Source organism: Calothrix anomala FACHB-343, assembly GCF_014696435.1.
GTDB lineage: Bacteria > Cyanobacteriota > Cyanobacteriia > Cyanobacteriales > Nostocaceae > Aulosira > Aulosira anomala_A.
Genome location: NZ_JACJQG010000022.1, coordinates 37,614 through 61,881, shown reverse-complemented (window position 1 = coordinate 61,881; position 24,268 = coordinate 37,614). Strand labels below are relative to the sequence as shown.

23 protein-coding genes are annotated in these 24,268 nt (G+C 41.9%); 14 read left to right on the top strand and 9 right to left on the bottom strand.

All coding sequences use genetic code 11. The features are described 5' to 3' along the window. Positions 1-6: 6 nt before the first annotated feature. The gene (locus tag H6G08_RS14540; RefSeq protein ID WP_190543641.1) at positions 7-375 is read right to left on the bottom strand and encodes a sll0565 family protein; all 369 of its coding nucleotides are present in this window, start codon (positions 373-375) and stop codon (positions 7-9) included. 116 nt (positions 376-491) lie between these two features. Here H6G08_RS14540 and H6G08_RS14535 point away from each other — a divergent pair, with 116 nt between their 5' ends. Continuing rightward, on the top strand, positions 492-782 hold the full coding sequence (locus H6G08_RS14535; RefSeq protein ID WP_190543639.1) for a DUF6439 family protein: 291 nt from the start codon (positions 492-494) through the stop codon (positions 780-782). Positions 783-867: 85 nt separating this feature from the next. Here the strand turns inward: H6G08_RS14535 and H6G08_RS14530 are convergent, their stop codons facing one another. Next, positions 868-1,323 carry an ATP-binding protein gene (locus tag H6G08_RS14530; protein WP_190543637.1) on the bottom strand — a complete coding sequence of 152 codons (456 nt, stop codon included), beginning with the start codon at positions 1,321-1,323 and terminating at the stop codon, positions 868-870. 424 nt (positions 1,324-1,747) lie between these two features. After that, a complete protein-coding gene (gene rlmD, locus H6G08_RS14525) occupies positions 1,748-3,115 on the bottom strand; it encodes a 23S rRNA (uracil(1939)-C(5))-methyltransferase RlmD (protein WP_190543634.1) in 1,368 nt (455 codons plus the stop codon). Between the two features lie 294 nt (positions 3,116-3,409). On the opposite strand from rlmD, the gene apcD reads away from it, so the two are divergent. From apcD to H6G08_RS14505, 4 genes are all read left to right on the top strand, one after another. Then, positions 3,410-3,895 (top strand): allophycocyanin subunit alpha-B, encoded by a 486-nt coding sequence (gene apcD, locus H6G08_RS14520; RefSeq protein WP_096644945.1) that lies wholly within the window; start codon positions 3,410-3,412, stop codon positions 3,893-3,895. Between the two features lie 241 nt (positions 3,896-4,136). Next, a complete protein-coding gene (locus tag H6G08_RS14515; RefSeq protein ID WP_190543632.1) occupies positions 4,137-4,316 on the top strand; it encodes a hypothetical protein in 180 nt (59 codons plus the stop codon). A gap of 175 nt (positions 4,317-4,491) precedes the next feature. Next, a complete protein-coding gene (locus H6G08_RS14510) occupies positions 4,492-5,154 on the top strand; it encodes a hypothetical protein (protein WP_190543629.1) in 663 nt (220 codons plus the stop codon). 231 nt (positions 5,155-5,385) lie between these two features. Beyond that, the gene (locus tag H6G08_RS14505) at positions 5,386-6,114 is read left to right on the top strand and encodes a chromophore lyase CpcT/CpeT (protein ID WP_190543627.1); all 729 of its coding nucleotides are present in this window, start codon (positions 5,386-5,388) and stop codon (positions 6,112-6,114) included. 60 nt (positions 6,115-6,174) lie between these two features. Here the strand turns inward: H6G08_RS14505 and H6G08_RS14500 are convergent, their stop codons facing one another. From H6G08_RS14500 to H6G08_RS14490, 3 genes are all read right to left on the bottom strand, one after another. Continuing rightward, positions 6,175-6,561: a type II toxin-antitoxin system death-on-curing family toxin gene (locus tag H6G08_RS14500; RefSeq protein ID WP_190543623.1), complete on the bottom strand. Its 387-nt coding sequence runs from the start codon at positions 6,559-6,561 to the stop codon at positions 6,175-6,177. Beyond that, positions 6,561-6,758, bottom strand: coding sequence for a DNA-binding protein (locus H6G08_RS14495; RefSeq protein WP_190543620.1), 198 nt, complete (start codon positions 6,756-6,758; stop codon positions 6,561-6,563). The genes H6G08_RS14500 and H6G08_RS14495 overlap by 1 nt, the downstream gene beginning before the upstream one ends. Positions 6,759-6,941: 183 nt before the next feature. Beyond that, complete coding sequence (locus H6G08_RS14490; protein ID WP_096644949.1) at positions 6,942-7,196, bottom strand: TIGR03643 family protein; 255 nt, start codon at positions 7,194-7,196, stop codon at positions 6,942-6,944. Between the two features lie 270 nt (positions 7,197-7,466). Between H6G08_RS14490 and H6G08_RS14485 the strand changes: the two genes are divergently transcribed. From H6G08_RS14485 to uvrA, 6 genes are all read left to right on the top strand, one after another. Beyond that, the gene (locus H6G08_RS14485) at positions 7,467-7,721 is read left to right on the top strand and encodes a hypothetical protein (protein ID WP_190543617.1); all 255 of its coding nucleotides are present in this window, start codon (positions 7,467-7,469) and stop codon (positions 7,719-7,721) included. A 141-nt stretch (positions 7,722-7,862) separates the two neighbouring features. After that, positions 7,863-10,232, top strand: coding sequence for a phosphoribosylformylglycinamidine synthase subunit PurL (gene purL, locus H6G08_RS14480; protein ID WP_190543614.1), 2,370 nt, complete (start codon positions 7,863-7,865; stop codon positions 10,230-10,232). Positions 10,233-10,310: 78 nt separating this feature from the next. Next, positions 10,311-10,472, top strand: coding sequence for a hypothetical protein (locus H6G08_RS14475; protein WP_190543612.1), 162 nt, complete (start codon positions 10,311-10,313; stop codon positions 10,470-10,472). Then, positions 10,469-11,962 carry an amidophosphoribosyltransferase gene (purF, locus tag H6G08_RS14470; protein ID WP_190543608.1) on the top strand — a complete coding sequence of 498 codons (1,494 nt, stop codon included), beginning with the start codon at positions 10,469-10,471 and terminating at the stop codon, positions 11,960-11,962. Before H6G08_RS14475 ends, purF begins: the two co-directional genes overlap by 4 nt. A gap of 125 nt (positions 11,963-12,087) precedes the next feature. Next, positions 12,088-12,654: a Uma2 family endonuclease gene (locus H6G08_RS14465; RefSeq protein WP_190543605.1), complete on the top strand. Its 567-nt coding sequence runs from the start codon at positions 12,088-12,090 to the stop codon at positions 12,652-12,654. A gap of 210 nt (positions 12,655-12,864) precedes the next feature. Beyond that, complete coding sequence (gene uvrA / locus H6G08_RS14460; RefSeq protein WP_190543602.1) at positions 12,865-15,768, top strand: excinuclease ABC subunit UvrA; 2,904 nt, start codon at positions 12,865-12,867, stop codon at positions 15,766-15,768. Between the two features lie 273 nt (positions 15,769-16,041). Here uvrA and H6G08_RS14455 read toward each other — a convergent pair whose 3' ends face one another. From H6G08_RS14455 to H6G08_RS14445, 3 genes are all read right to left on the bottom strand, one after another. Next, a complete protein-coding gene (locus H6G08_RS14455) occupies positions 16,042-16,320 on the bottom strand; it encodes a hypothetical protein (RefSeq protein WP_190543599.1) in 279 nt (92 codons plus the stop codon). A 176-nt stretch (positions 16,321-16,496) separates the two neighbouring features. Next, positions 16,497-17,258, bottom strand: a complete 762-nt coding sequence (locus H6G08_RS14450; RefSeq protein WP_190543595.1) for a circadian clock KaiB family protein — start codon at positions 17,256-17,258, stop codon at positions 16,497-16,499. Positions 17,259-17,471: 213 nt separating this feature from the next. Continuing rightward, positions 17,472-18,809, bottom strand: a complete 1,338-nt coding sequence (locus tag H6G08_RS14445) for a type IV pilus twitching motility protein PilT (RefSeq protein WP_190543592.1) — start codon at positions 18,807-18,809, stop codon at positions 17,472-17,474. A 695-nt stretch (positions 18,810-19,504) separates the two neighbouring features. Here H6G08_RS14445 and H6G08_RS14440 point away from each other — a divergent pair. The 3 genes from H6G08_RS14440 to sppA all read left to right on the top strand — a co-directional run bounded on the left by H6G08_RS14440 (position 19,505) and on the right by sppA (position 23,845). After that, a complete protein-coding gene (locus H6G08_RS14440; protein ID WP_190543589.1) occupies positions 19,505-19,879 on the top strand; it encodes a hypothetical protein in 375 nt (124 codons plus the stop codon). 341 nt (positions 19,880-20,220) lie between these two features. Beyond that, positions 20,221-21,333, top strand: coding sequence for a non-hydrolyzing UDP-N-acetylglucosamine 2-epimerase (gene wecB / locus H6G08_RS14435; RefSeq protein WP_190543586.1), 1,113 nt, complete (start codon positions 20,221-20,223; stop codon positions 21,331-21,333). Positions 21,334-22,006: 673 nt separating this feature from the next. Then, positions 22,007-23,845: a signal peptide peptidase SppA gene (gene sppA, locus H6G08_RS14430; protein ID WP_190543582.1), complete on the top strand. Its 1,839-nt coding sequence runs from the start codon at positions 22,007-22,009 to the stop codon at positions 23,843-23,845. Positions 23,846-24,268: the final 423 nt, after the last annotated feature.

Sequence of the window (24,268 nt, the reverse complement as noted above, 5' to 3'; positions counted from 1 at the left end):
AATGTCTTATCTCACCCAGGACTTTAATATCCAGCCTATGATAACGCCCATTCCGCCAAAGCGGACGGCTTGCCAGAAAGGTTTCTTGAAAGTACGCCAAGAAAATAACTGGCTTTCTAGATTTATTTCTAGCACTTCCAATTGCTGTTTAATCTGCCGTAACTCGGCTTTGATTTCTGAGGTGAGGTTTTTAGATTGCTGTAAGTCTTGACGACGCTGTTGTAGTTGTGCTTTGTGTTCCTTGTCGCTTTGTACTTGATTGTAACGTTCTTTTAACGAGACAAGCGATCGCTCTACTTCTTGCAATTCTTGTACAAATTCTGAGTCTGAATTGTCCTCTGGCGAAGAATGCGAAAACTGTTGAGGCGGCTTCATTTTGCAATAGTAAACTATGATTAAATGTGAGTCTGCCAATAGTCAATAGCCTAAATTTAGACTATCGATTTACTCAGCACTTAGCACTCAGCATTTAGTACTCAGCACTTAGAGTCATGTCTCAACCTACCCAGCTGCCCAAAACCAGTCAACTGAATGAATTTAGCACTTTGGAACTAGCCCAAGCCCTCATGGAGAGGTTAAGCATTTCCCCTAATGATTGGCATCGCCTCAAGTCTAACCGCAATTCTCGCGCGCGGGAACAAGCCGCAGCCGCAATTGTCTTTCTTTTAAAGGATCAGCCACAAGAAGCACTGGCTAGATTAGAACAAGCCACAGGTTGGTTAGATCGTTCTATTTCCGCACCCCCCTGTCCGAGTCATGGGGAGAAGAAGTCAGCCGACTGATAATTCAGAGGACAAATAATTCAAAATTCAAAATTCAAAATTCAAAATTAAGAATTCTATTTGACTTTTGACTTTTGCCCTAAACTTAACGCCGCAGAGATAGCCGAGGTCGAGTTTCTAGCTGTTTGCAAAGTCTCAATTCTGTGCCTTTGCGATTCCACTCTACCTGATCGAAAATCTGATGGAGAAGGCAAAGGCCTCGACCACTTTCGGCTTCGTCTGGTGGTAGATAGTCTACTGGATCGATGTCACAATCAGCATCGGCAGCGGGAGCAAAGCCTCTGCCTTGGTCTGATATAACCCACCAATATTGATTATCTATTAACGAAAAGCGAACTACAACGGTTTTACCAGGATCGAGATTATTGCCATGTTTGGCTGCGTTGACTAAGGCTTCTTGCAGCCCTAGCCGCAGTTCTGCTTGTAGTTGTTCGGGAATTTCTGCCAAGAGTAGATCTAAGATTGGACACAGATAGAGGGTTGAGGCAAAACTAATAGTGCCCCAATAACGTCCAACTGGACGGAGCGAGATGGTAATCACAAGAGAAACCCCATAGCTTTCAGTTAGCTAGACATCAGTTTGCTAATCAGGCACCCTGATAAAAGTTGAGGTGGTCATGTTGCCTTCAAACTTGCGTCTTTAAAACTAAATATTGAAAATGCTAGGGAGCATTGACTCCACTTATGAATGCTGATTGCTAAATATTTAAATCGGTTCAGAGAAAACTCTAAATACAGTCAGTAACTCAAAAATGCTGGGATTTATAAATAGCATTTTATGTTATGTCTGTAGGCCGATTCACCATTGAAACAATCTGTTTCATAATTTTTAGAGTCGATGCAACGTCAGTTTTTTAAAGATATTCAAACTTATTTTTAGCTTAATTCAATTTTAGCATTTTTACTATGCAATAGACTACAAATTTAAAATTTGAGTTTTTTGTCAAGGTGGTAGTACCCCTGTTTTAATGTGATAACACAAGAAAAGCAGCGGCTTCTACATGCGCAGTTTGAGGGAAAAAATCCGCTGGCTGTACTCGTTTGAGCGTATAAAGTCCATCTTGGCAAAGTAATTGCAAGTCACGAGCTAGGGTAGATACTTTACAGCTGACGTAAACAATTTGGGATGGTTTCACCTGCCGTAAAGTTTCGATGACAATGCGATCGCATCCTTTGCGCGGCGGATCAAGTAATACCACATCTGGTACATTTTCCATCTGTGGCAGCAATTTTTCTACTGCTCCAGTTTGGAAGCTGACATTATTAATTCCATTACATTGCGCATTCAAAATTGCTTGTTGTACCGCCTCTGGCTGTACTTCTAGCCCGGTAGCTAGACGGACTTGTTTGGCCAAGGGCAAAGTTAAAGTCCCAATTCCACAGTAGGCATCCACCAACACCTCATACCCTTGAAGATTCAGCTCTGACTGAATTACTTGCAACAGTGCCTCTGCTGTTTCAGTATAAACCTGAAAAAACGTATCGGGTAGTATTTGGAATTCCAAATCAGCAAATTTTTCTCGCAAATATGGCATACCCGCAATACAGCGAGTCTCCTGTCCAAAAATCGCATTTGTGCGCGCTGGGTTGCGATTTAAGGACACTCCTACCAATTTCGGGTAGCGTTTTAGCCATTCTTGGGCTTGAGTTTCTATTCCTGGTAAATTCCAATCTTTAACTACCAAAGTCAGCAAGATTTCCCCTGTACGTCGTCCAATACGCAAACCGAGATGGCGAATTTGTCCTTGATGGCGTTGTTCGTGATAAATTGGCCAACCTCGATTTTGAATATCCTGCTTAACTTCAGCCAAGATGGGATTTAATCGCGAATCTTGGACGGGACATTGATTTAAGTTAATTAAATGGTGACTAGCTTTTTGGTAGTAACCAGCTTGTACCTGTCCTGTAGCTGATTTATCGAGGGGATATGTAGCTTTGTTGCGATATCCCAAATCGGAATTAGGGACAAGTACGGGATCTACAGGTGGTTGTTTAAAACCGCCAATGCGTTCCAAGGCTTGAATAACTTGATTGCGCTTGGCCGCTAATTGAAACTCATAATTAATATGTTGCCATTGGCAGCCGCCACATTTATCAGCCACAATGCAACTAGGTCGTTGACGGTGGGGTGATGGTTGCAATAACTGTTGCAACTTACCATGAGCGTATTTCGGTTTAACATGTACCAATCGCACGATCGCGCGATCGCCTGGTACAGTATCGGGAATAAAAACTACGCGATCGTCATATCTACCGACACCATCACCAGTATCGCTCAAATCCGCGATCGTCACTTCAATTAATTCACCCTGTTGCCAAATTGTATTAGTCATTAGTCAATGGTCATTAGTCAATGGTCATTAGTTGGGCATTGGGCATTGGGGAGCCACTGCGTTGGACAGGTTTCCCGGCAATCGCGCAAGTGGCGTCATTGGGCATTGGGCATTTGTCATTTAGCAAGATTTCTCCTGTCCCCCTGCTCCCTGCTCCCTGCTCCTCTGCTTCCCCTACTCCCCGATTCACATATTCAATCGTGTAATTTCAATACATACCGGCTTTTAGCCCTTCACTTGTGTACCTCAGAGTCGTTAAACTAGCAAATAATATTTCGCGTGATTGCAATAATCATGACTGTAATTAGCCAAGTTATTCTCCAAGCCGACGACGAACTGCGTTATCCCAGCAGTGGTGAACTAAAAAGCATCCAAGCTTTTATGCAAACCGGTGTAAAACGCACCAGGATTGCTAGCACTCTAGCTGAGAACGAAAAAAAGATTGTTCAGGAAGCAACCAAACAATTATGGCAGAAGCGTCCTGACTTTATTTCTCCTGGTGGCAACGCTTACGGCGAACGTCAGCGTTCTCTGTGTATTCGTGATTTTGGCTGGTATTTGCGCCTGATTACCTATGGCGTACTTGCTGGTGACAAAGAGCCAATTGAAAAAATCGGTTTAATTGGCGTGCGGGAAATGTACAATTCACTGGGCGTTCCCGTACCTGGAATGGTAGAAGCGATCGCTTCTCTCAAAAAAGCCTCCCTTGACTTACTTAGTGCAGAAGATGCTGCTGAAGCAGCACCATACTTTGATTACATTATTCAGGCAATGTCTTGATACAAAGTGTGCGCGCTTTCAAGTAGTAGATTTTTTATCTACTGAGCGTGAGTGCTAAATCTCAGTAATCAAATTCGATAACATTCCTAATTTGATCATACTATCCCCACAACAGGTTGTGGCTATGGCAAGTTCTCTGTCAAGTTATCAACCATTTGTGGGGAAATTTTATGGTTAGTCATTAGTCATTAGTCATTAGTCATTAGGAAAAGGAGAATAAAGAATCAATGCCCAATGCCCCATGCCCCATGCCCAATGCCCAATGCCCAATGCCCAATGCCCAATGCCCAATGCCCCATGCCCAATAAACAACAAAAAACCGACAGTCTTCGATAAAGACTGTCGGCAAATATTGTGTTCCCTATTAATGACTCGGCTAGAGTTCAGTTATAAGGAAGTATTGCAGCTTGATCTTGGTTGAGAGACGATCTTAATCATGAGTGCTTGTGATTGTTATCACTAGATGGTCACAGCCCGTCTGTATCTGTTTAAGCAATTGCTTGCGATTCCAAGGAAAAAGCACATCGCGGCAATAGGAACTGTAATTTAAGTCACACAGTCTTACATTATGTAAACATCGATTTAGATTCAGGAATATGCATCTTTACTCTAAAAATATCCTGATTGGCGCAATCCTCTTAACATCATCTTTGGGTTGTGCAGCGCCAATCAATAACCAACCGTCCTCAGATGCTAGTGTTTCACCTACACCTACTGGGATTCAAACCAGTTATAACTCAACCAGCAATCGACCAGCCACTAAAACTGCCACTATTGGCGTAGAAGGGGAAAAAGTTCCCGTTACTCTTAAACTGTATGACCAATACAGCGATTTATTTAGCACCTACTTTCCCGATAAAGAATTTATCGCTGAAGGTTTGAGTTCTGGTGAAGGTACAGGAGTCAAGTTTATTGCTAATTTTGGCGGTACCAGAAATGAGAATGCTTATGTTCACATTGCTTTTTTAAATGATGTCAAAACCCTGGAACAGTTAAAAAGCTTTGTCAATGGACAAAATGGTTTAATTGCTACTAATAAATGGCAGGTAGTGAACCGAGAACAACCAGTTACCTATCCTTGGGCGAAAGAAAAAATTGTTTTCAATCAAGGTAAAGATATTGTAGGCAATATTTACCTTGGTCAGCAAAACGATAAAGTTTTCTATGTCATTACCCAGTTTCCTGTAGAGTATGGTGATGGCTTTCCACCTAGAGCTAATTTGATTTTGGAGAATTTGCAAGCTACTGGTATGAAATAAATTATCCCGCAAATATGGAAGTCATATCTAAATATTATTTGTATCAATTGCAAATAATATTGGCGGCTAATCAATTGATGCTTAATACCATAATAATGTTGTGGTATTAAGCATTTGTTGTATTCTGATTTCATATTCAAAAATTTCAACAGTAGATTTATCATCCATATTCCTTTAAAATTTGCTTGATTTAATCCGGAATTGGTGAAGAGAGATTAACTGGCAATAGAGATGATGAATCAACTGAAGGCTTGCACCTTAACGTTTTTACTGGCTGGATTTGTTTTTCCCCAACAGAGTCTTGCTGCTAATGTACCACCGCTTTCAAACCAGCTTAAACAAGTAATCCAGTGGTTTACGGGAAAATTTGATAATTCTCAAAATGTAGCCAGCAATCCAGCAATACCATTGATTAATATGCGGAATTGTTCAGTGCAATTAGCTGGTGGTGGGACTGATGGTACAGGAAGTGTTTATTTAGAACAGCAAAGTCCTGTATTTAACCGAGTCCGCTTTTATTCCTTTGGCTTAGGCAGTGGTACGATTAACCTGGGTATTCGTAGCTTTATCAATTCCAGCAGTTTGAGTGGAATTTGCGATCGCCCTGCATCCGAAAGAATTATCAGCCAAGATAATCTCGCAGCTGCTGTTTGTAGTCTCAATCTCACCTATGAACCAAATCGCTATGTGGGAAATAATGCACCAAACGGTTGTCCGACAATCACCGGCGGTAAGGTAGTATCTGATGTTTCAATTCAAGCCAACAGCATCAACTCGTTAGACCAAATTTTTGACAGCAGTGGTAAGTTGTTAGCTGGTTCGCGTATAAATTTTCAGCGCCTAGCTACAGTTCCTGAGTCTTCACCTTTAGCCGGATTTGCGATCACCGGTGCTGGCTTAATATTTCTAAACAGGAGAAAGCAACAAGAAAAAAGGGTTAAATCTGTTAAACAATCATAAAAATCAAGGGTGCTGATGCACCCTGTTATTTTTGGATATTTGAGAGAAAGTGCTGTGAAATCAAGTAAGAGGCGCGATATGCTGGCGAAGCCATTGAGTAAATTCATCTCGCCTCAACTCACCAGATGCTACTTGCAAAATTACCTGTTCTTGTTCATCTACTGTGGCTTTAATCTCAAAACCGTTCAAAATTAAGAAAACTTCCATTGCGGCGTGACCGATGCGTTTATTACCATCAATGAAAGGATGATTCTTGATGAGTAAAAAACCTAGCGCTGAAGCCTTTTCAATTATAGTTGGATAAAGTTCCTCTCCGCCAAAAGTCATTGTTGGCTGCGCTAAAGCTGATTCCACGCTACCAAGGTTAGCAATACCTGCTGAACCACCAGACTGCTGGATGATGCGATCGTAAAGTTCTAGGACTTCTGTTAAAGTCAGATATCGCATTATGCTAGCCGCTTGTAAAGTTCAGCATTTTTATTGAGTACATAATCCATAACATCTTTAAACGATGTTTCTGGCTGATTGAGCAATTCTTCAACACCCATTAACACTAATTCTTCTACTGATATACCAAGACGAGTAGCTTTTTGTTGTAACTTCAGCAAATGCTCATCGGGAATGTTGATTGTAATGGTATTCATGGTTTGATCTGAGGCTTGAAGATACCATTACTGTAGCACTGTAACTTATATCCCAAAAGCGCGATCGCACTTTTGGGAGTTTAGTTATGAGAAAGCGATCGCATCGAAATTATTGATAACTGCCAAATATTTCAGCAATTAATTTTACCATTGCCTTTAACTTTGTCCATCATACATTCATGTTCATGATTTTTGATTTTGTGACTTAAATCTACCTGCAATAAACTCTCGCTTATTTAAATGTTTAGTCTTACGTTTGGTAACTCGCTTTCGCCACATATAGAAACTAGATTCTTTCATTTGCTGCCGCATTAAGACAATTACCTGTTTCTCTTTTAGCCCAAACTGAGTTTCAATAACATCAAAAGGTGTTCTATCTTCCCATGCCATTTCAATGATGCGATCAATGGTTTGCTGATCAAAATTTGGTAACTTCATGATGAGAGCTTGTCAGGTCAATTCGAGCTATATCTATTTTACTTGAGGAAGCAGAGGGAGTAAGTAAAAAGTTGAATAAGGGTGTCTGCCGAGATATCCACAAAATAGGACAGGTGATAAGGAACTTCCAAATAAAAAAATATTCCAATCATTAACTTACCAAACCCGCAAATTGTAGGGGCGGGGTTACCCCGCCCCTACAATTTGGCATAATTTATTTTTTGGAGTTCCCTAAACTGAAAACTTCGGTTTCTTAAGGATGGAACATAAATGATAAAACTCAAACTTGCTATTATTGCGATGGTAATCGTCATATTCTCTGTTCCCGCCTACTATTCTAAGTCGGTTCTCGATTGGGCAGCAGAAGCTGGTGGATTTGGTTCTTGCTCTTGGTGTTCCCAAACCCACCCTTTCTACATAGCAACAAACCAGGAAATAGCTGACTTTTTTACTCTTTGTTGTCTTACCGGAGGACTAACAATTTCCACCTGGGTTATGCTGCTCAATTTTGACAAGAATAATTGAGTAAGGGACAGCTTGGTCAGCGTCTTTGCGCTACTCGCGAACTTCTCGGTTTAACCCAAGAGCAATTTATTGATCAGTTACCTGCATTTGCATCATTTAAACCGATAGAATAATGCTCTGTCCTTTTGGTGCATTATTTCCATGACCGCCAAATCCTCTGCTCCCTTTTCACCCAAAGAAATCGCCGCCGAAGGTTTGAAACCAGAAGAATACGAGGAAATTGTCCGACGGTTAGGGCGACACCCTAACAAAGCTGAACTCGGCATGTTTGGGGTGATGTGGTCAGAGCATTGTTGTTATAAAAACTCCCGCCCTTTACTCAAACAGTTTCCCACAACAGGCCCCCGCATTTTGGTTGGGCCTGGTGAAAATGCTGGTGTTGTAGATTTAGGCGACGGATTGCAACTTGCATTTAAGATTGAATCCCATAACCACCCCTCAGCAGTTGAACCTTTCCAAGGTGCGGCGACGGGAGTCGGAGGTATCCTCAGAGATATCTTTACAATGGGTGCGCGTCCCATCGCTTTATTAAATTCTCTGCGCTTTGGTTCCCTAGAAGATGTGAAAACTCAAAGGTTGTTCCAAGGTGTTGTGGCTGGGATTAGTCACTATGCTAATTGCGTTGGAGTTCCCACTGTTGGCGGTGAAGTTTACTTTGACCCCGCTTATTCTGGAAATCCCTTGGTAAATGTCATGGCACTGGGATTGATGGAAACGCCAGAAATCGTCAAATCTGGGGCTTCTGGGATTGGTAACCCCGTGCTATATGTCGGTTCCACCACGGGACGGGATGGTATGGGCGGCGCAAGTTTTGCTAGTGCAGAATTAAGTGATGAATCCATAGATGACCGTCCGGCGGTGCAAGTTGGCGATCCATTTTTGGAAAAGTCGTTAATTGAAGCTTGTTTAGAAGCCTTTAAAACAGGTGCGGTTGTCGCTGCTCAAGATATGGGTGCTGCGGGTATTAGCTGTTCTACATCAGAAATGGCGGCTAAAGGCGGCGTTGGGATTGAACTGGATTTAGATAAAATTCCGGTGCGGGAATTGGGGATGGTTCCCTATGAATATCTGCTTTCGGAATCCCAAGAAAGAATGCTGTTTGTCGCCTATAAAGGACGAGAACAGGAGTTAATTGATATTTTTCACCGTTGGGGACTTCAGGCGGTTGTCGCGGGTACGGTGATTGCAGAACCGATTGTGCGGATTCTCTTTGAAGGAGGAATTGCAGCTGAAATTCCTGCGGATGCTTTGGCAGAAAATACTCCCTTATATCATCGGGAATTGTTGGCGGAACCTCCCGAATATGCGCGTCAAGCTTGGGAATGGAAGGCTGATTCTTTACCTACCTCCAATACTGCGGGGATTGAAATTGATGGAAGTCTGCAAAGTTGGAGTGATATTTTGTTAACTTTGCTGGATACTCCTACTATTGCTTCTAAAAGCTGGGTTTATCGCCAGTATGACCATCAGGTGCAGAATAATACGGTGATTTTCCCTGGTGGTGCTGATGCGGCTGTGGTGCGCTTACGTCCTTTAGAACCCCCCCCAACCCCCCCCGTAAACGGAGGGGGCAAAAAAGCTGTGGCGGCGACGGTAGATTGCAATCCGCGCTATGTTTATCTTGACCCTTATGAAGGTGCTAAGGCGGTGGTGGCTGAAGCTGCACGCAATCTTAGCTGTGTGGGTGCTGAACCTTTGGCGGTGACGGATAATTTGAATTTTGGTAGCCCAGAAAAACCAATTGGTTATTGGCAATTAGCAGAAGCTTGTCGCGGTTTAGCTGAAGGTTGTCGGGAATTGGCTACGCCTGTAACTGGTGGGAATGTTTCTCTTTATAATGAAACCCTAGATTCTCAAGGCAATCCCCAGCCGATTTATCCTACCCCAGTTGTGGGTATGGTGGGATTAATCCCGGATATCAGCAAAATTTGCGGTCAAGCTTGGCAAAGTGTTGGCGATGGGATTTATCTTTTAGGTGTGCTGCCTACATCTGATGAGAATTTGGGCGCTTCCGAATATTTAGCCGCAATTCATAAAACTATTGCTGGTAAACCCACCAAGGTGGATTTTGAGTCGGAACGCCGGATTCAAAAAGTTTGCCGTGAGGGGATTCGTGCTGGTTGGATACGTTCAGCCCATGATTGTGCTGAGGGTGGATTAGTAGTGGCTTTAGCTGAATCTTGCATTGCGGGTAATTTGGGCGCACAAATTACTCTAGATATCTCAGCTAATCAATCAATCAGGTTAGATACTTTGCTATTTGGCGAAGGTGGGGGACAAATTTTAGTATCTGTGAGTTCAGAACAACAAGAAATTTGGGAATCCTACTTACAGGAACATCTCGATCAACAATGGCAAAAACTAGGCACTGTGGTTAATTCCGAGATGGGTTTGGGGGTCTTAACCTCTGATAACCAAACCTTAATAACCGCTAGTATCAACGATATGAGCGATCGCTTTTCTGATGCGATCGCTCGACGGTTAGCAGTTCAAATAACTACCCCTAGTTAATTCGTAAAATCCCCCCTATCCGAATTACTAACCTCAATTAGCATAATTACGGTACTGTTTTAATGGAGAGTTAAAGTTTTGTTAAGAAAACTGCGGCTCTCCACTCGCATCAATTTTGGATTGCGAATTTTAGAGACTGATACAAATTTTCTCAAATTTCTCAAATCTCTAAGACTGCCAATTTTGATATCGCCTAATCCCAGTGACTTGACACCACCACCAGGAGCAAAGCTAGCATGATTCCCTACGATTCCACTATGGATGACTACCCCCAACAATCAAGCAACCAAATCAATCAAGAAGATCGTCCCGACAAGCCAGAAGAAGCTTGTGGTGTTTTTGGTATCTACGCACCAGGAGAAGATGTTGCTAAATTAACTTACTTTGGATTGTATGCACTCCAACACCGGGGTCAAGAATCAGCTGGTATCGCTACATTTGAAGGTACAACAGTCCACCTCCATAAGGATATGGGGTTGGTGTCTCAAGTCTTTAATGAATCGGTTCTCCAAGAGTTACCAGGTAACTTAGCTGTTGGACACACCCGTTACTCAACTACAGGTTCTAGCCGCAAAGTTAACGCCCAACCTGCTGTAGTCGAAAGTCGCTTAGGAAAATTAGCTTTAGCACATAATGGTAATTTAGTCAATACAGTGCAGTTGCGGGAAGAATTGCTGCAAAGCCAATGCAACCTAGTAACCACAACAGACTCAGAAATGATTGCATTTGCGATCGCCGAAGAAGTCAATGCAGGTGCTAATTGGGTAGATGGCTGTATCCAAGCTTGTCGCCGTTGTCAAGGCGCTTTTAGTTTAGTGATTGGGACTCCTGATGGGGTAATGGGAGTACGCGATCCTAATGGGATTCGTCCCTTAGTTATTGGGATATTAGCAGGCGAACCAGATCGTTATGTCTTAGCCTCGGAAACCTGCGGCTTAGATATCATTGGTGCAGAATACCTGCGAGATGTCCAACCAGGAGAATTAGTTTGGATCAATGAAGAAGGTTTAACTTCCATTCAATGGCAGCAGCAATCCCAGCGCAAGTTGTGTATCTTTGAAATGATTTACTTTGCGCGTCCTGATAGCCTGATGCATGAGGAAACTTTGTACAGCTACCGGATGCGTTTAGGACGGAGACTTGCAGCAGAATCGGCGGTTGAGGCTGATTTAGTCTTTGGCGTTCCTGATTCGGGGATACCTGCGGCTATTGGCTTTTCTCAAGCTTCTGGTGTCGCCTATGGTGAAGGATTGATTAAAAATCGTTACGTGGGACGCACCTTTATTCAACCAACTCAAACCATGCGCGAATCTGGTTTGCGGATGAAACTCAACCCACTTAAAGATGTGCTAGCAGGTAAGCGAGTGGTGATTGTGGATGATTCTATTGTGCGGGGAACCACCAGCCGCAAATTAGTCAAGACTTTGCGCGAAGCCGGTGCTGTGGAAGTACACATGCGGATTTCTTCGCCACCAGTTACTCATCCTTGCTTTTATGGGATTGATACCGATACCCAGGATCAGTTAATTGCGGCGACTAAATCAGTAGCCGACATCGCCAAGCAGTTAGAAGTTGATAGCCTCGCTTATCTCAGTTGGGAAGGAATGTTAGAAGCAACCAGAGAAGATACCAATAGTTTCTGTTCTGCTTGCTTTACAGGCGATTACCCTGTGGCGATTCCCGAGCAGGTGAAGCGTTCTAAGTTGATTTTAGAAAAGGCGACAGTTTAGGCGGTAAGGAAAGGGGGACGAGGGGGACAAGGGGGACAAGGAGGACAAAAAATCAATCCCCCATGCCCCATGCCCCATGCCCTATGCCCAAGCTAAAATAGGTAAATACCCCAGAGAAATATCTCATGAACCAGCAGATAAGTGAGAGAGTGCGCTGGACTAACGCTGATTTAAAGTTGTTTCCAGATAACGGAAACCGCTACGAAATTATTGATGGGGAATTATTGGTGACGAGAGCGCCTCACTGGAAGCATCAAAAAACTTGTGTCAGAATTAGCGGGGTTTTGGATAACTGGTCGCAAGTTAGTGGCTTGGGAGAAGTTGTGATAGCTCCAGGGATAATTTTTGACGATAATGATAGCGTAATTCCTGATGTTGTCTGGGCTAGCAACGATAAATTAGCTACTGTGTTAGACGAAGCGGGACACTTGACTGCTGCTCCAGAATTGGTGGTAGAGGTGCTATCTGCGGGGATGGAGAATGAAAAGCGCGATAGAGAACTTAAACTGAAGCTTTATTCATCGCGGGGTGTTAGGGAATATTGGATTGTGGATTGGCGCAAACAGCAGATAGAAGTCTATCGCAGAGAACAAGGAATTTTAAAGTTAGCCGCAACTTTGTTTCAGGATGATGAATTAACATCACCGTTATTGCCTGATTTTAATTGTGCGATCGCTTTTTTGTTTAAGTAGCGCGGTGCAATTAAAGATAGCTGACATGGGCTGTCATTTGTCATCAGCAGGATTTTTGGTAAATATGCTCTCAAATTAGCAGATCCTGAGCTAAGACAATGTTAGATCGGGATTCGCCAAGAAAAACAGTACGATTGTTCTATTATAGACGCAGTAAAGATAGTATTATTAAGGACTGTTTCACGCCTTCCTCACAATCAGCTTGCCGATATGTCAGATCAAAAGCTAGCCGAATCCTTAAATGGACATCTTCCGCAAAAGAGCCACCTCAACCAGAATACTATCCGGATTCGGGGTGCAAGGCAGCATAATCTGAAAAATATTGATTTAGAATTACCACGCGATCGCCTAATCGTGTTTACTGGCGTTTCTGGTTCGGGTAAGTCTTCTTTAGCCTTTGATACCATCTTTGCTGAAGGACAACGCCGTTATGTAGAATCCCTCAGCGCCTACGCAAGACAATTCTTGGGACAATTGGATAAGCCTGATGTCGAAGCGATTGAAGGCTTAAGTCCGGCGATTTCCATCGATCAAAAGTCTACTTCCCATAACCCCCGTTCGACAGTCGGGACGGTAACAGAAATTTACGATTATTTGCGCCTGTTGTTTGGACGCGCAGGTGAACCCCATTGTCCGATATGCGATCGCTGTATTTCGCCGCAAACCATTGATGAAATGGTAGATCGGATTATGGATTTAAGCGATCGCACTCGCTTTCAAATTCTCGCCCCCGTAGTCAGAGGTAAAAAAGGTACGCATCGCAAACTTTTATCGAGTTTGGCGTCTCAGGGTTTTGTCCGGGTGCGCGTTGATGGCGAAGTCAGAGAATTATCTGATTCCATTGAATTAGACAAAAATTTTATTCACACAATTGAAGTAGTTATTGACCGCTTAATTAAAAAAGATGGTATTCAAGAACGTTTAGTTGATTCACTTTCTACCTGTCTTAAACTATCAGGAGGAATCGCCAATATTGTCATCGGTCATGCTCAAGAACAAACCACCAATGACCCAGAAGAGGAATTAGTATTTTCTGAAAATTTTGCATGTCCTGAACATGGGGCGGTAATGGAAGAATTATCGCCACGATTATTCTCCTTTAATTCACCTTATGGCGCTTGTCCTCACTGTCATGGATTAGGCAGTTTAAAACGATTTTCACCTGATTTAATCGTACCAGATATTGAAGCGCCAGTTTATGCCGCTATTGCCCCTTGGTCAGAAAAAGATAATTCTTATTATTTAGAATTACTTTATGCTTTAGGGCAAGCTCACGGTTTTGAATTACAAGTACAATGGGGTAAATTAACTCCCGAACAGCAACAAATTATTTTGTATGGAGAAGAAGCCAATACCGCAGCCGAAAGAAAACAAACCTTTAAAGGCGTGGTTCCCATCCTGCAAAGACAATATGAAGGCGGTTCCGAGCTAATTAAGCAAAAATTAGAAGATTATTTAATCGATCAGCCCTGCGAAGTTTGTCACGGAAAACGATTAAAACCAGAAGCTTTAGCAGTTCGTTTAGGACAATATAAAATATTAGATTTAACTGGCGTTTCCATTCGCGATTGTCGCCAGAGAATTGAACAATTAAAATTGAGCGATCGCCAATTTCAAATTGCTGATTTAGTCCTGCGAGAAATTAAATCTAGATTGCAATTTTTACTCGATGTTGGCTTAGATTATCTCACCCTCGACCGTCCCGCCATGACCTTATCTGGTGGCGAAGCTCAACGTATTCGTCTCGCTACACAAATCGGTTCCGGCTTAACAGGAGTTCTTTACGTTTTAGACGAACCAAGCATAGGTTTGCATCAAAGAGATAACAGCAGATTACTCAACACTTTAACCAAATTACGCGATTTAGGTAATACCTTAATCGTCGTAGAACATGATGAAGAAACCATTCGCGCAGCTAACCATATAGTTGATATTGGCCCTGGTGCAGGAATTCATGGCGGTCATATTGTCGCCCAAGGTGATTTACAAACTTTGCTAACAGCAGAAGCTTCATTAACAGGTGCTTATTTATCAGGAAGAAAAGTAATTCATACACCAGCAGAACGCCGTGAAGGAAACGGACGCAGTTTAATAATTAAAAATGCCCATCGGAATAATTTAAAAAATATCGATGTCGAAATTCCTTTAGGTAAACTCGTTGCTGTTACTGGTGTTTCTGGTTCAGGAAAATCTACATTAATTAACGAATTACTTTACCCCGCATTACAACATCATTTAACAAAGAGAGTTCCCTTACCTAAAGAATTAGAAGAAATCAAAGGCTTAAATTCTATTGATAAAGCCATAGTCATAGATCAATCACCAATCGGAAGAACGCCTCGTTCTAATCCCGCAACTTATACGGGTGTTTTTGATGTGATTCGGGATGTATTTTCCCAAACAGTAGAAGCCAAAGCCAGAGGTTATAAACCCGGACAATTTTCTTTTAACGTTAAAGGCGGACGTTGCGAAGCATGTAGCGGACAGGGTGTAAACGTCATTGAAATGAACTTTTTACCCGACGTTTACGTACAATGTGAAATTTGTAAAGGCGCAAGATATAACCGCGAAACTTTGCAAGTGAAATACAAAGATAAAAACATTTCCGATGTTCTCAACATGACAGTTGAAGAAAGTTTAGACTTCTTCCAAAACATTCCCAAAGCTGTAAATCGCTTACAAACTTTACTTGATGTTGGCTTAGGTTATATTCAATTAGGTCAACCAGCAACCACCTTATCTGGCGGCGAAGCACAAAGGGTAAAATTAGCCACAGAATTATCACGCCGCGCTACAGGTAAAACACTTTATTTAATCGATGAACCAACAACAGGATTATCTTTTTATGATGTTCACAAATTACTAGATGTAGTTCAACGTTTAGTAGATAAAGGTAATTCAATTTTAGTAATTGAACATAATTTAGATGTAATTCGTTGTGCAGATTGGGTGATAGATTTAGGCCCTGATGGCGGCGATAAAGGCGGAGAAGTAATTGCAGCAGGAACACCAGAAGAAGTGGCGAGTAATCCTAAATCTTACACTGGAGAATATTTGCGTCAGGTTTTGCAGCAGTATCCACCACAGCAATTACAGCCTGTTTCCAAAAAATAAATTATTTAGTTATGGGCATAATATATGTGCCCATAATATTGATGATTATTCTAATAATAATTCTCTATAAACTTGCACTAAATTATTACCTCTCTCTTTCTTGGCGTACTTGGCGGTTCATTTATAAAAATTTAAGTGTATCGTCACAGAGAAATAGTATAGGTTAGTGATATTAATTTACAAAAATAACACAACATAAGGGTAGGGGCAAGGCAGTGCCTTGCCCTTAATAATTAATGCTGCTCCAATACTATTTAAATCAGTATTAATCTATTATGAGTACTGAACTTTGAATACAATCAGACCAATCAATACAACCAGACCTAAACCTCTGCGGAAATAATTAACACCGTCAAATAATTCCAGCCACGCCCAAGTAAACAAAGAGCCAGTTGCAACTACATCTAAAACTGTATGGATTGTACCGCCTGTAAACACGAGAGACAGTAAACTACTAACTATCCAAACAATCAGGGGTGGATTTGGTGCTTGAGCTATAACAATATTGCCTTCGCGATCGCGGAAAGTTTTATCAACTAATGTATTGTCCATAATTTCAAATTTAATCGCAAATCTTCTCATCAGATTAAAACATTTACACAAATGCCATGTCACCTATCTAATTGCTGAGATGGTAACTAAGAAGCATACTTATATATGCATATATTAAAAGGCATAGTCAGACAAAATGAGCTATAGTTGCTCGCTGAATCAAAACATATTTAAATTTAAGTTTTATCTTGAGCGCCTAACATTTGTAAAATCTTATCTCCCCGATCCAAATCGCCAACTAAGCGGCGAATAGGATGCGGCCAAACTTTCACCAGGGTAGGTGTAGCAGTCACCTGATCGATTTCTGCTTGTTCGGGATTAGTTAAAACATCAACAACTTTGAGCGTATAGGGTTGAGCGAGCGATCGCTCTAATAATTCGTGTAAATTATGTAAAATCTTTTCTGTGGTTGCACTATGTCCGGCGACAAATAAGCGCAACACGTAAGCTTGAGTTTTTAAGGGGAGATTTTGTACCTTTTTCGCTACCCGTTCGCTCTGAAAAGTCGGTTCAGCAATATCTAATTGCACAATCAAATCGTGGTCTTCCCAAAGCTGGGGAAATGAAGCGCGGTAAGTTGACAATACCATGCGATCGCACAATCCATCAGGCCAGGGTGCTGCTTGCCATACTAAATCCCCTGTACCAAAAATCGCATTTAACACAGCCTGATGTTTTAACACTGCTGGATAAGCTTCTGCAAAAGTTCTAACTTGTTGCGTGCGTGGATCTAACCAATGATCGACAGTCGCCGTGTAACAAGGAACTAAAAAATGCGGCGGTTCTACTAAGTCTAAAATTTCCTGTAAAGCAGCGCACAAATGCAAATGCCATCGACCTTGTTTACTAGGGTCGATGGTATAAATCAAATCTCCGCCGGGTGTAAATAGAGCAATACCTTTAAATAGCTGATTGTGGGATAGTTTGCCTTGATTCAACGTCTTTCAGAAAAATAGAGAAATTAATTATGGGCATTGGGCATTGGGCATTGGGCATTGGGCATTGAAACAATTTTGGATTTTGGATTTTAAATTTTAGATTGAAATCCAAAATCGCAAATCTAAAATCTAAAATTCCTTGTCTCCTTTGTCTCCCTTGTCTCCCTTGTCCCTCTCCTTCTGCCCTCTGCCCTCTGCCCTCTGCCTTTTTAATTAAACTCTGCCTCGGAGGAATTGCGCCATTTCGTTAGGAGTTGGTGACATTTCCAAAGCGGTTTCTTCAGTGATTCGCCCGTCTTGGTAGAGGTTGTATAACGACTGATTCATCGTAATCATGCCATCAAAGCTGGCTTGTTTCATCAGTTCGCTAATTTCATCGTACTTACCGTCTTTGATCCACTCCTTAATTGCCTCAGTGTTAATTAGGATATCGTGGAATGCCGCCCGCTTACCATCTGTGGTGCGGCACAAACCTTGGGCAATTACGGCCACTAAAGACTCAGAAATTGCCACCCGCATAGCATCCTGTTCTTCCCCAGAGTAAAGATTTAATATCCGCTCAATGGTTTTGACTGCGCTATTAGTGTGCAGGGTTCCCATAACTAAGTGACCTGTCTGAGCAGCTTTTAAGGCGGTATTCACTGTTTCTTTATCCCGCATTTCACCCACCAGAATCAAATCTGGATCTTCCCGCAAAGCTGCTTTTAAGGCGTTATCAAATTTGCGGGTGTGCATTCCTACTTCGCGCTGTTTAATTAAGGATCTTTGGCTGCGGTGGACAAATTCAATCGGGTCTTCGATGGTAATGATGTGCTTCGGCATTTCTTTATTTATATAGTCAATCATTGCCGCCATCGTTGTGGATTTACCAGAACCAGTAGGCCCGGTGACCAAAATTAACCCTTTATGAACGTGACAGATATCTCTAAATACAGGAGGTAAGCGCAACTGATCGATGGTTAAGATTTTTAGCGGAATTAACCGCAATACCATTGCATAGCCTTTGAGGGAGTCAAAAATATTAATCCGCACGCGAGCAAATTCATACTGGGTTGCACCGTCAAACTCTAAATGCTCTTGAAACCTCTGAATTTCTCCTTCTGTCATCACCTCCCGCATCCAACTCATAAAAGTTTCTTTATCAGTTTCGGGATAACTTGTGGGTTCAATTTCCCCTCGGTTGCGAAAGCGGGGTACTTCACCTACACCCAGGTGAATGTCAGAAAATCCTTTATCGTAAGCTTCCTTAATGATGAATTCTAAAGTCAGGCTGGGGGTGCTGTTTTGTTTGGGTGCAGCATTAGGAATTGGTGGTGGAGTTCCCGGACGATGAGTCGTTCCTGGGTTAGGAGTTGGTATCGGCGGTGGCGGTGCAGCACTCATTCCTGGAGCGTTTGACAGATCTAATGTTTGTGTCGCTTGACGTTGGGTGCTTAAGGTTGGGGGTGCTGGTGGTGGTGGTGGTGGTGCTGGCGGTGGCGGTGGTGGTGCAGGTGGCGCTGGACGTGTAGCAGCTGAATTAGGACTTGGTGGACGCTGTAAGTCTGTCATATTTCTTTACAATGAAGAGAACAAAACATAAATTAGTTAGAAGTCACCTGTAAATCGGCTGAAGGTGCTTCTGCGTTGAATCGTCTGTGTTTGTGAGTCAATTCCTGTGGAGCGCTAGCGTCAGTATTTTTTATTACTTTCTTTTTGGCATCGATTATTCCAATTAATTTTTATATATTATCTATACACCTGTTTAACATACTTAAACCCTGCATAAACATCAGGGATAATACATATAAATATATGTATTTAAATTAACTTTTGTTTTTGTTCGATATTTGCGGCTGTTTAAATGAGAAAGTTCATCTCAGATTTAGACAAAAGTGGATAGCAATTAACAGCACAAAACATTAGCAGATATTTTATTCACACACATCTCAGAATTATGAGAATAGTAGTCTGTTAATATAAGAAATGTTAAGCACCATCGTCCTTAAAGGGCGATCGCACATCTTTCCAGCAGAGTTCGTTGAGCTTCTATACCTGAAGATAGATGTTGATACCAAGCATTTTCTCTATATGTAAACTGGGCTTTACATTCATAATTACAAAAAATTAACTGTAAAGTTTAGTAAAGAAATGCTCATTTAACGAATAGGTTTTTATATACTTAACTTCTAATTAATAGTTTCAGTTTCTTCGGAAACCGAAACAATTGCAGTTCAGTTTTTGCTCTGTATTTGGGAGGAAAAGTCATGGTTTCGGCAGATAGCTCTAATCTCAGTAAGACCTACTCCTTGTTAACGATCAAAAGTTTTTTGATCTGGACTTTCACATTGGCAGTATGTTTGTTAGTTGTCGGATTTCCATTAGTTGTTTTGATGGCTACGGTCGGGTGTCTGTTGTCGATTGTGTTGCAATCTGTGATGCCTGTTAGTGCAGTTTTGTTAGTAGCAGGCGGCTTGATTTTATTTAATATCATGGCAGTCGTATTTGCAGCTGGAATACTAACTGCGAAAGGAGTTCATCCAAAAGAAATTAAATGGTTAAGTTGGTTGCATGGAGAAGCAGAACAAATTCAAACTACAGTTTATGCTTCTTGCCCATTAACTTGTGAAATCAAAATGTAATTAATCAATTCGACAAACAGTACATCTGCCCGGTTCAGCCGGGTTTTTTCATGTTTAATTGTCATTAGTCATTAGTCATTAGTCATTAGTCATTTGTCATTTGTCAACAGTTAGTAGGGGCGGGTTTATTGAGAATTATCGTTGATCGGTGAGGATATTTGTGAACCCGCCCGTACAGTTGTCATTAGTCAACAGTCAACAGTCAACAGTCATTTATTATTTATTATTTATTTGTCTTCCTTGCGTTATCCCCTTCATCTCCTCATTTACCACGTTACCCTCATTATTCTTGTAGGTAGTTTACTATTGACTATTGACCACTGACCATTGACCATTGACTAATGACTAACCAAAAACGAGTTTATATAATCCTTGGTACTCGTCCGGAGGCGATTAAACTAGCTCCGGTAATTCAAGTCTTTCAAAGGTCTCCAGATTTTGAGTCACAAGTAATTTTGACTGGACAGCATCGGGAAATGGTTGAGCAAGTAATGCAACTATTTGACCTGAAAGCAGATAATGACTTGGAGATTATGCAGCCTCAGCAATCTTTAAGTGATATTACCTGTCGCAGTCTACGGGGTTTAGAGGCGCTGTTTCATCAACGCAAGCCAGATTTAGTCATAGTTCAGGGAGATACAACTACAGCTTTTGCGGCGGCTTTGGCAGCATTTTATCAAAAAATTCCTGTGGGTCATGTGGAAGCTGGGTTACGAACTGATGATTTATTTAATCCTTACCCAGAAGAAGCTAACCGAAGGCTGATTTCCCAAATTACGCAATTACACTTTGCACCCACACCCTTGGCTGTGGAAAATTTAGAGCGTTCTGGGGTGTTGGGTGAAATTCACTTGACGGGGAATACTGTAATTGATGCGCTGTTAAATGTGGCTGCAAATCAACCAGCTTGTAATATACCTGGTTTAGATTGGTCATCTTACCGCACATTGCTGGCGACAGTTCATCGCCGGGAAAATTGGGGAGAACCACTACAAGGAATTGCGCAAGGGTTTTTACAGATATTAGATAAGTTTCCTGATACAGCGCTGCTATTACCATTACATCGTAATCCGACAGTCAGAGAACCATTACAAGCGCTGTTGGGAAATCATCCGCGAATTTTTCTGACAGAACCTTTAGATTATGCAGAATTAGTGGGTGCGATCGCGCGATCGCATTTCTTACTCACAGACTCCGGTGGTTTACAAGAAGAAGCACCCAGTCTCGGTAAGCCTGTACTAGTATTGCGAGAAACCACCGAAAGACCAGAAGCAGTGACGGCGGGTACAGCTAAACTAGTAGGAACGCAAACACAGAATATTGTAGCGGCGGCATCTGAGTTACTGAGTAATTCTGTAGCTTATGACACAATGGCTAATGCGATTAATCCCTTTGGCGATGGTAAAGCGAGCGATCGCATTTTGCAAATCGTCAAAAATTATCTAGGAATTTAGTTAGATCGCAATAGATACAGCAGATTGCCAGTTAGTGAGGTAGAAACGATCGTTGATTGTAGGGGCACTGGCACTGCCATGCCCCGAAGCGCATACCTCATTTACCTGAAATATGCTGTAGTAATTATTTCTTTTTTCAGTTTTGTAAAACCTACCCAAAACTACCCATGTAAGTCATATCATGTCCGGGTAATTAGTTATGATTCCCATAGTCACTGCACCCCACACGCCAGTCCGCTCAAGTCGGGAAACCCGCCCACGCGGCTGGCTCCCCTTAATCCCCTCCCCGCTTGCGGGGAGGGGACACAAAGCATCGCTTTGTTGGGGTGGGGTTCTTGAGATTTAGTAAGTAATCAAGCGGACATGATATCAAAAGTCAAAAGATTTATATTCTAGGCTTTTGCACCATTGGTAATGGTATATTTATTTACGCTTTGGTCTACTAGCCCCTAGCCCCTAACCCCTAACCCCTCTTCCCAAGGCATCAAAGTATCAAAACATCTACAATAGTTATAAGTTGTTTAACAAACAGAATATAACTTGCAGATTAGACATATATTTCTAGATAAATAATAGCTTTTGGCTGTTAGGGCGTCAGATATGAAAAGTTAGCTGTAAATACAAAAAAATCAAACTTTTGTTGACAACTATTGACTATTAATTATTAACTAAAATGCGTAATTTTCTACAACAAACCTTTGCTAGCTTAGTTGGTAGCTTACTCGGATTGATTATTTTCAGTGGTATCAGCGCTACTGGACTATTATTATTATTGTTTGCGGCTGCTAGTTCTAGCGAATCAGGGCCGGAGGTAAAAGATAAGTCAGTAATAGTTTTTGACTTATCAATGAATATCACCGATGGCGAACCCAATCCCGATCCGATTTTTCAAAAGGCGCTATCTGGTGTGGAAGAAAATAGAATGGGACTGCGCCAAGTTTTGGAAACTTTAGAAAAGGCGCAACGCGATTCGCGAATTGTGGGTGTGTATTTGGATGCAAGCCGCACGGATGCAACTAATAGTGCAGGTTATGCATCTTTGAAAGAAATTCGCCAAGCGCTAGAGAAATTTCGTGCATCTGGGAAAAAAGTCATCGCTTATGGGAAAGATTGGGGAGAACGGGAATATTACCTCAGTTCGGTAGCGGATACGGTGGTACTTAATCCTTTAGGATTAATGGAAGTTAACGGTTTAAGTTCACAACCGATGTTTCTTGCAGGTGCATTAGAGAAGTATGGCGTCGGCGTTCAGGTTGTGCGCGTAGGTAAATTTAAGGGCGCTGTCGAACCATTTATCTTAAAACAATTAAGTCCAGAAAACCGCCAACAAACACAGAAATTATTAGATGATGTTTGGTCAGAATGGCGCAATGCAGTGGGAGGAAGTCGCAAACTGACGCCGCAAAAGTTACAGGCGATCGCAGATAATCAAGCTATCTTAGAAGCATCCACCGCTAAATCTCAGGGTTTAGTAGACAAAGTAGCTTATGTTGATGAAGTAGTTAACGACTTGAAAAAGTTAACCAACAGCGATAAAGATGATAAAACTTTCCGCCAAATTAGCTTAAGCAATTATGCGCAAGTTCCCGCCAAATCTGTTGGTTTAGAACGCAATTCCAAAAATGAAATTGCGGTAGTTTATGCAGAAGGCGAGATTGTTGATGGTAAAGGTGGTGATGGCGAAATTGGGGGCGATCGCTTTGCCAAAATTTTCAACAAATTACGTCAAGATGATGATGTTAAAGCTGTAATTTTGCGCATCAATAGCCCCGGTGGTAGCGCTACAGCTGCTGAAGTTATGCAACGGGAAGTTAAACTGACTCGTCAGGTAAAACCAGTAGTTGTCTCAATGGGAGACATGGCTGCATCTGGTGGTTATTGGATTGCTAGCGATTCCAACCGGATTTTTGCTGAACCAAATACGATTACAGGTTCAATAGGTGTATTTGGCTTACTGTTTAACGGGCAAAAGTTAGCCAATAATAACGGTATTAGCTGGGATTCTGTAAAAACTGCCACCTATGCTGACAGCCAAACGGTATCTCGCCCCAAATCACCCCAAGAATTAGCCATTTATCAGCGCAGTGTCAACCGAATTTACAATATTTTCCTCAATAAAGTTTCCCAAGGTCGGAAACTACCAGAATCTAGGGTAGCAGAAATTGCCCAAGGCCGGGTTTGGTCGGGGACAGCTGCTAAAGCTATTGGTTTAGTTGATGAAATTGGCGGTTTGAATACAGCTATAGAATATGCTGCTAAACAAGCCAAATTAGGAAAAGATTGGCAAGTTAAAGAATATCCCCAAACTAGCAGCTTTGAAGAACGCTTTTTTGGCATATCTTCTACTGAAGAAGGGAAAACTATTTTTGGCATGAAAGCCCAACAAATCAAGCCATCAAATCCCCTCACAGCTGAATTGCAAAAACTGCAACAAGAATTAGCAACTCTGCAAAAAATGAACGATCCCCAAGGTGTTTATGCTAGGTTACCGTTTAACCTAAAAATTGATTAGCAATAGAGAGCATGGCATTGCCTAATTAGTGGCAACTTAAGCTTAGATGCATACAGCGTAAGTCTTTGGGGTTGTCTCTTTTTGCACCATAAACTTTCGATCCCCCCTAACCCAATACCGTTCAGTTAGCGTCAAAAACCTTAAACCACGTAGGTTGGGTTGAGGAACGAAACCCAACATTTTCGGCGATTTGTTGGGTTTCACTTCGTTCAACCCAACCTACATTTATCCTTAACTGAACCGTATTGCCCCCTAACCCCCCTTAAAAAAGGGGGGAAAAGAATCAAAGTCCCCCTTTTTAAGGGGGATTTAGGGGGATCGAATTTGAGCAACAAAGCCTTTCACGTTAAGTTGACACCTATGGGCATTACCATGCCCCTACCATCTGTCGCATTCTTGTATAATCCCATGCCCCATGACGCC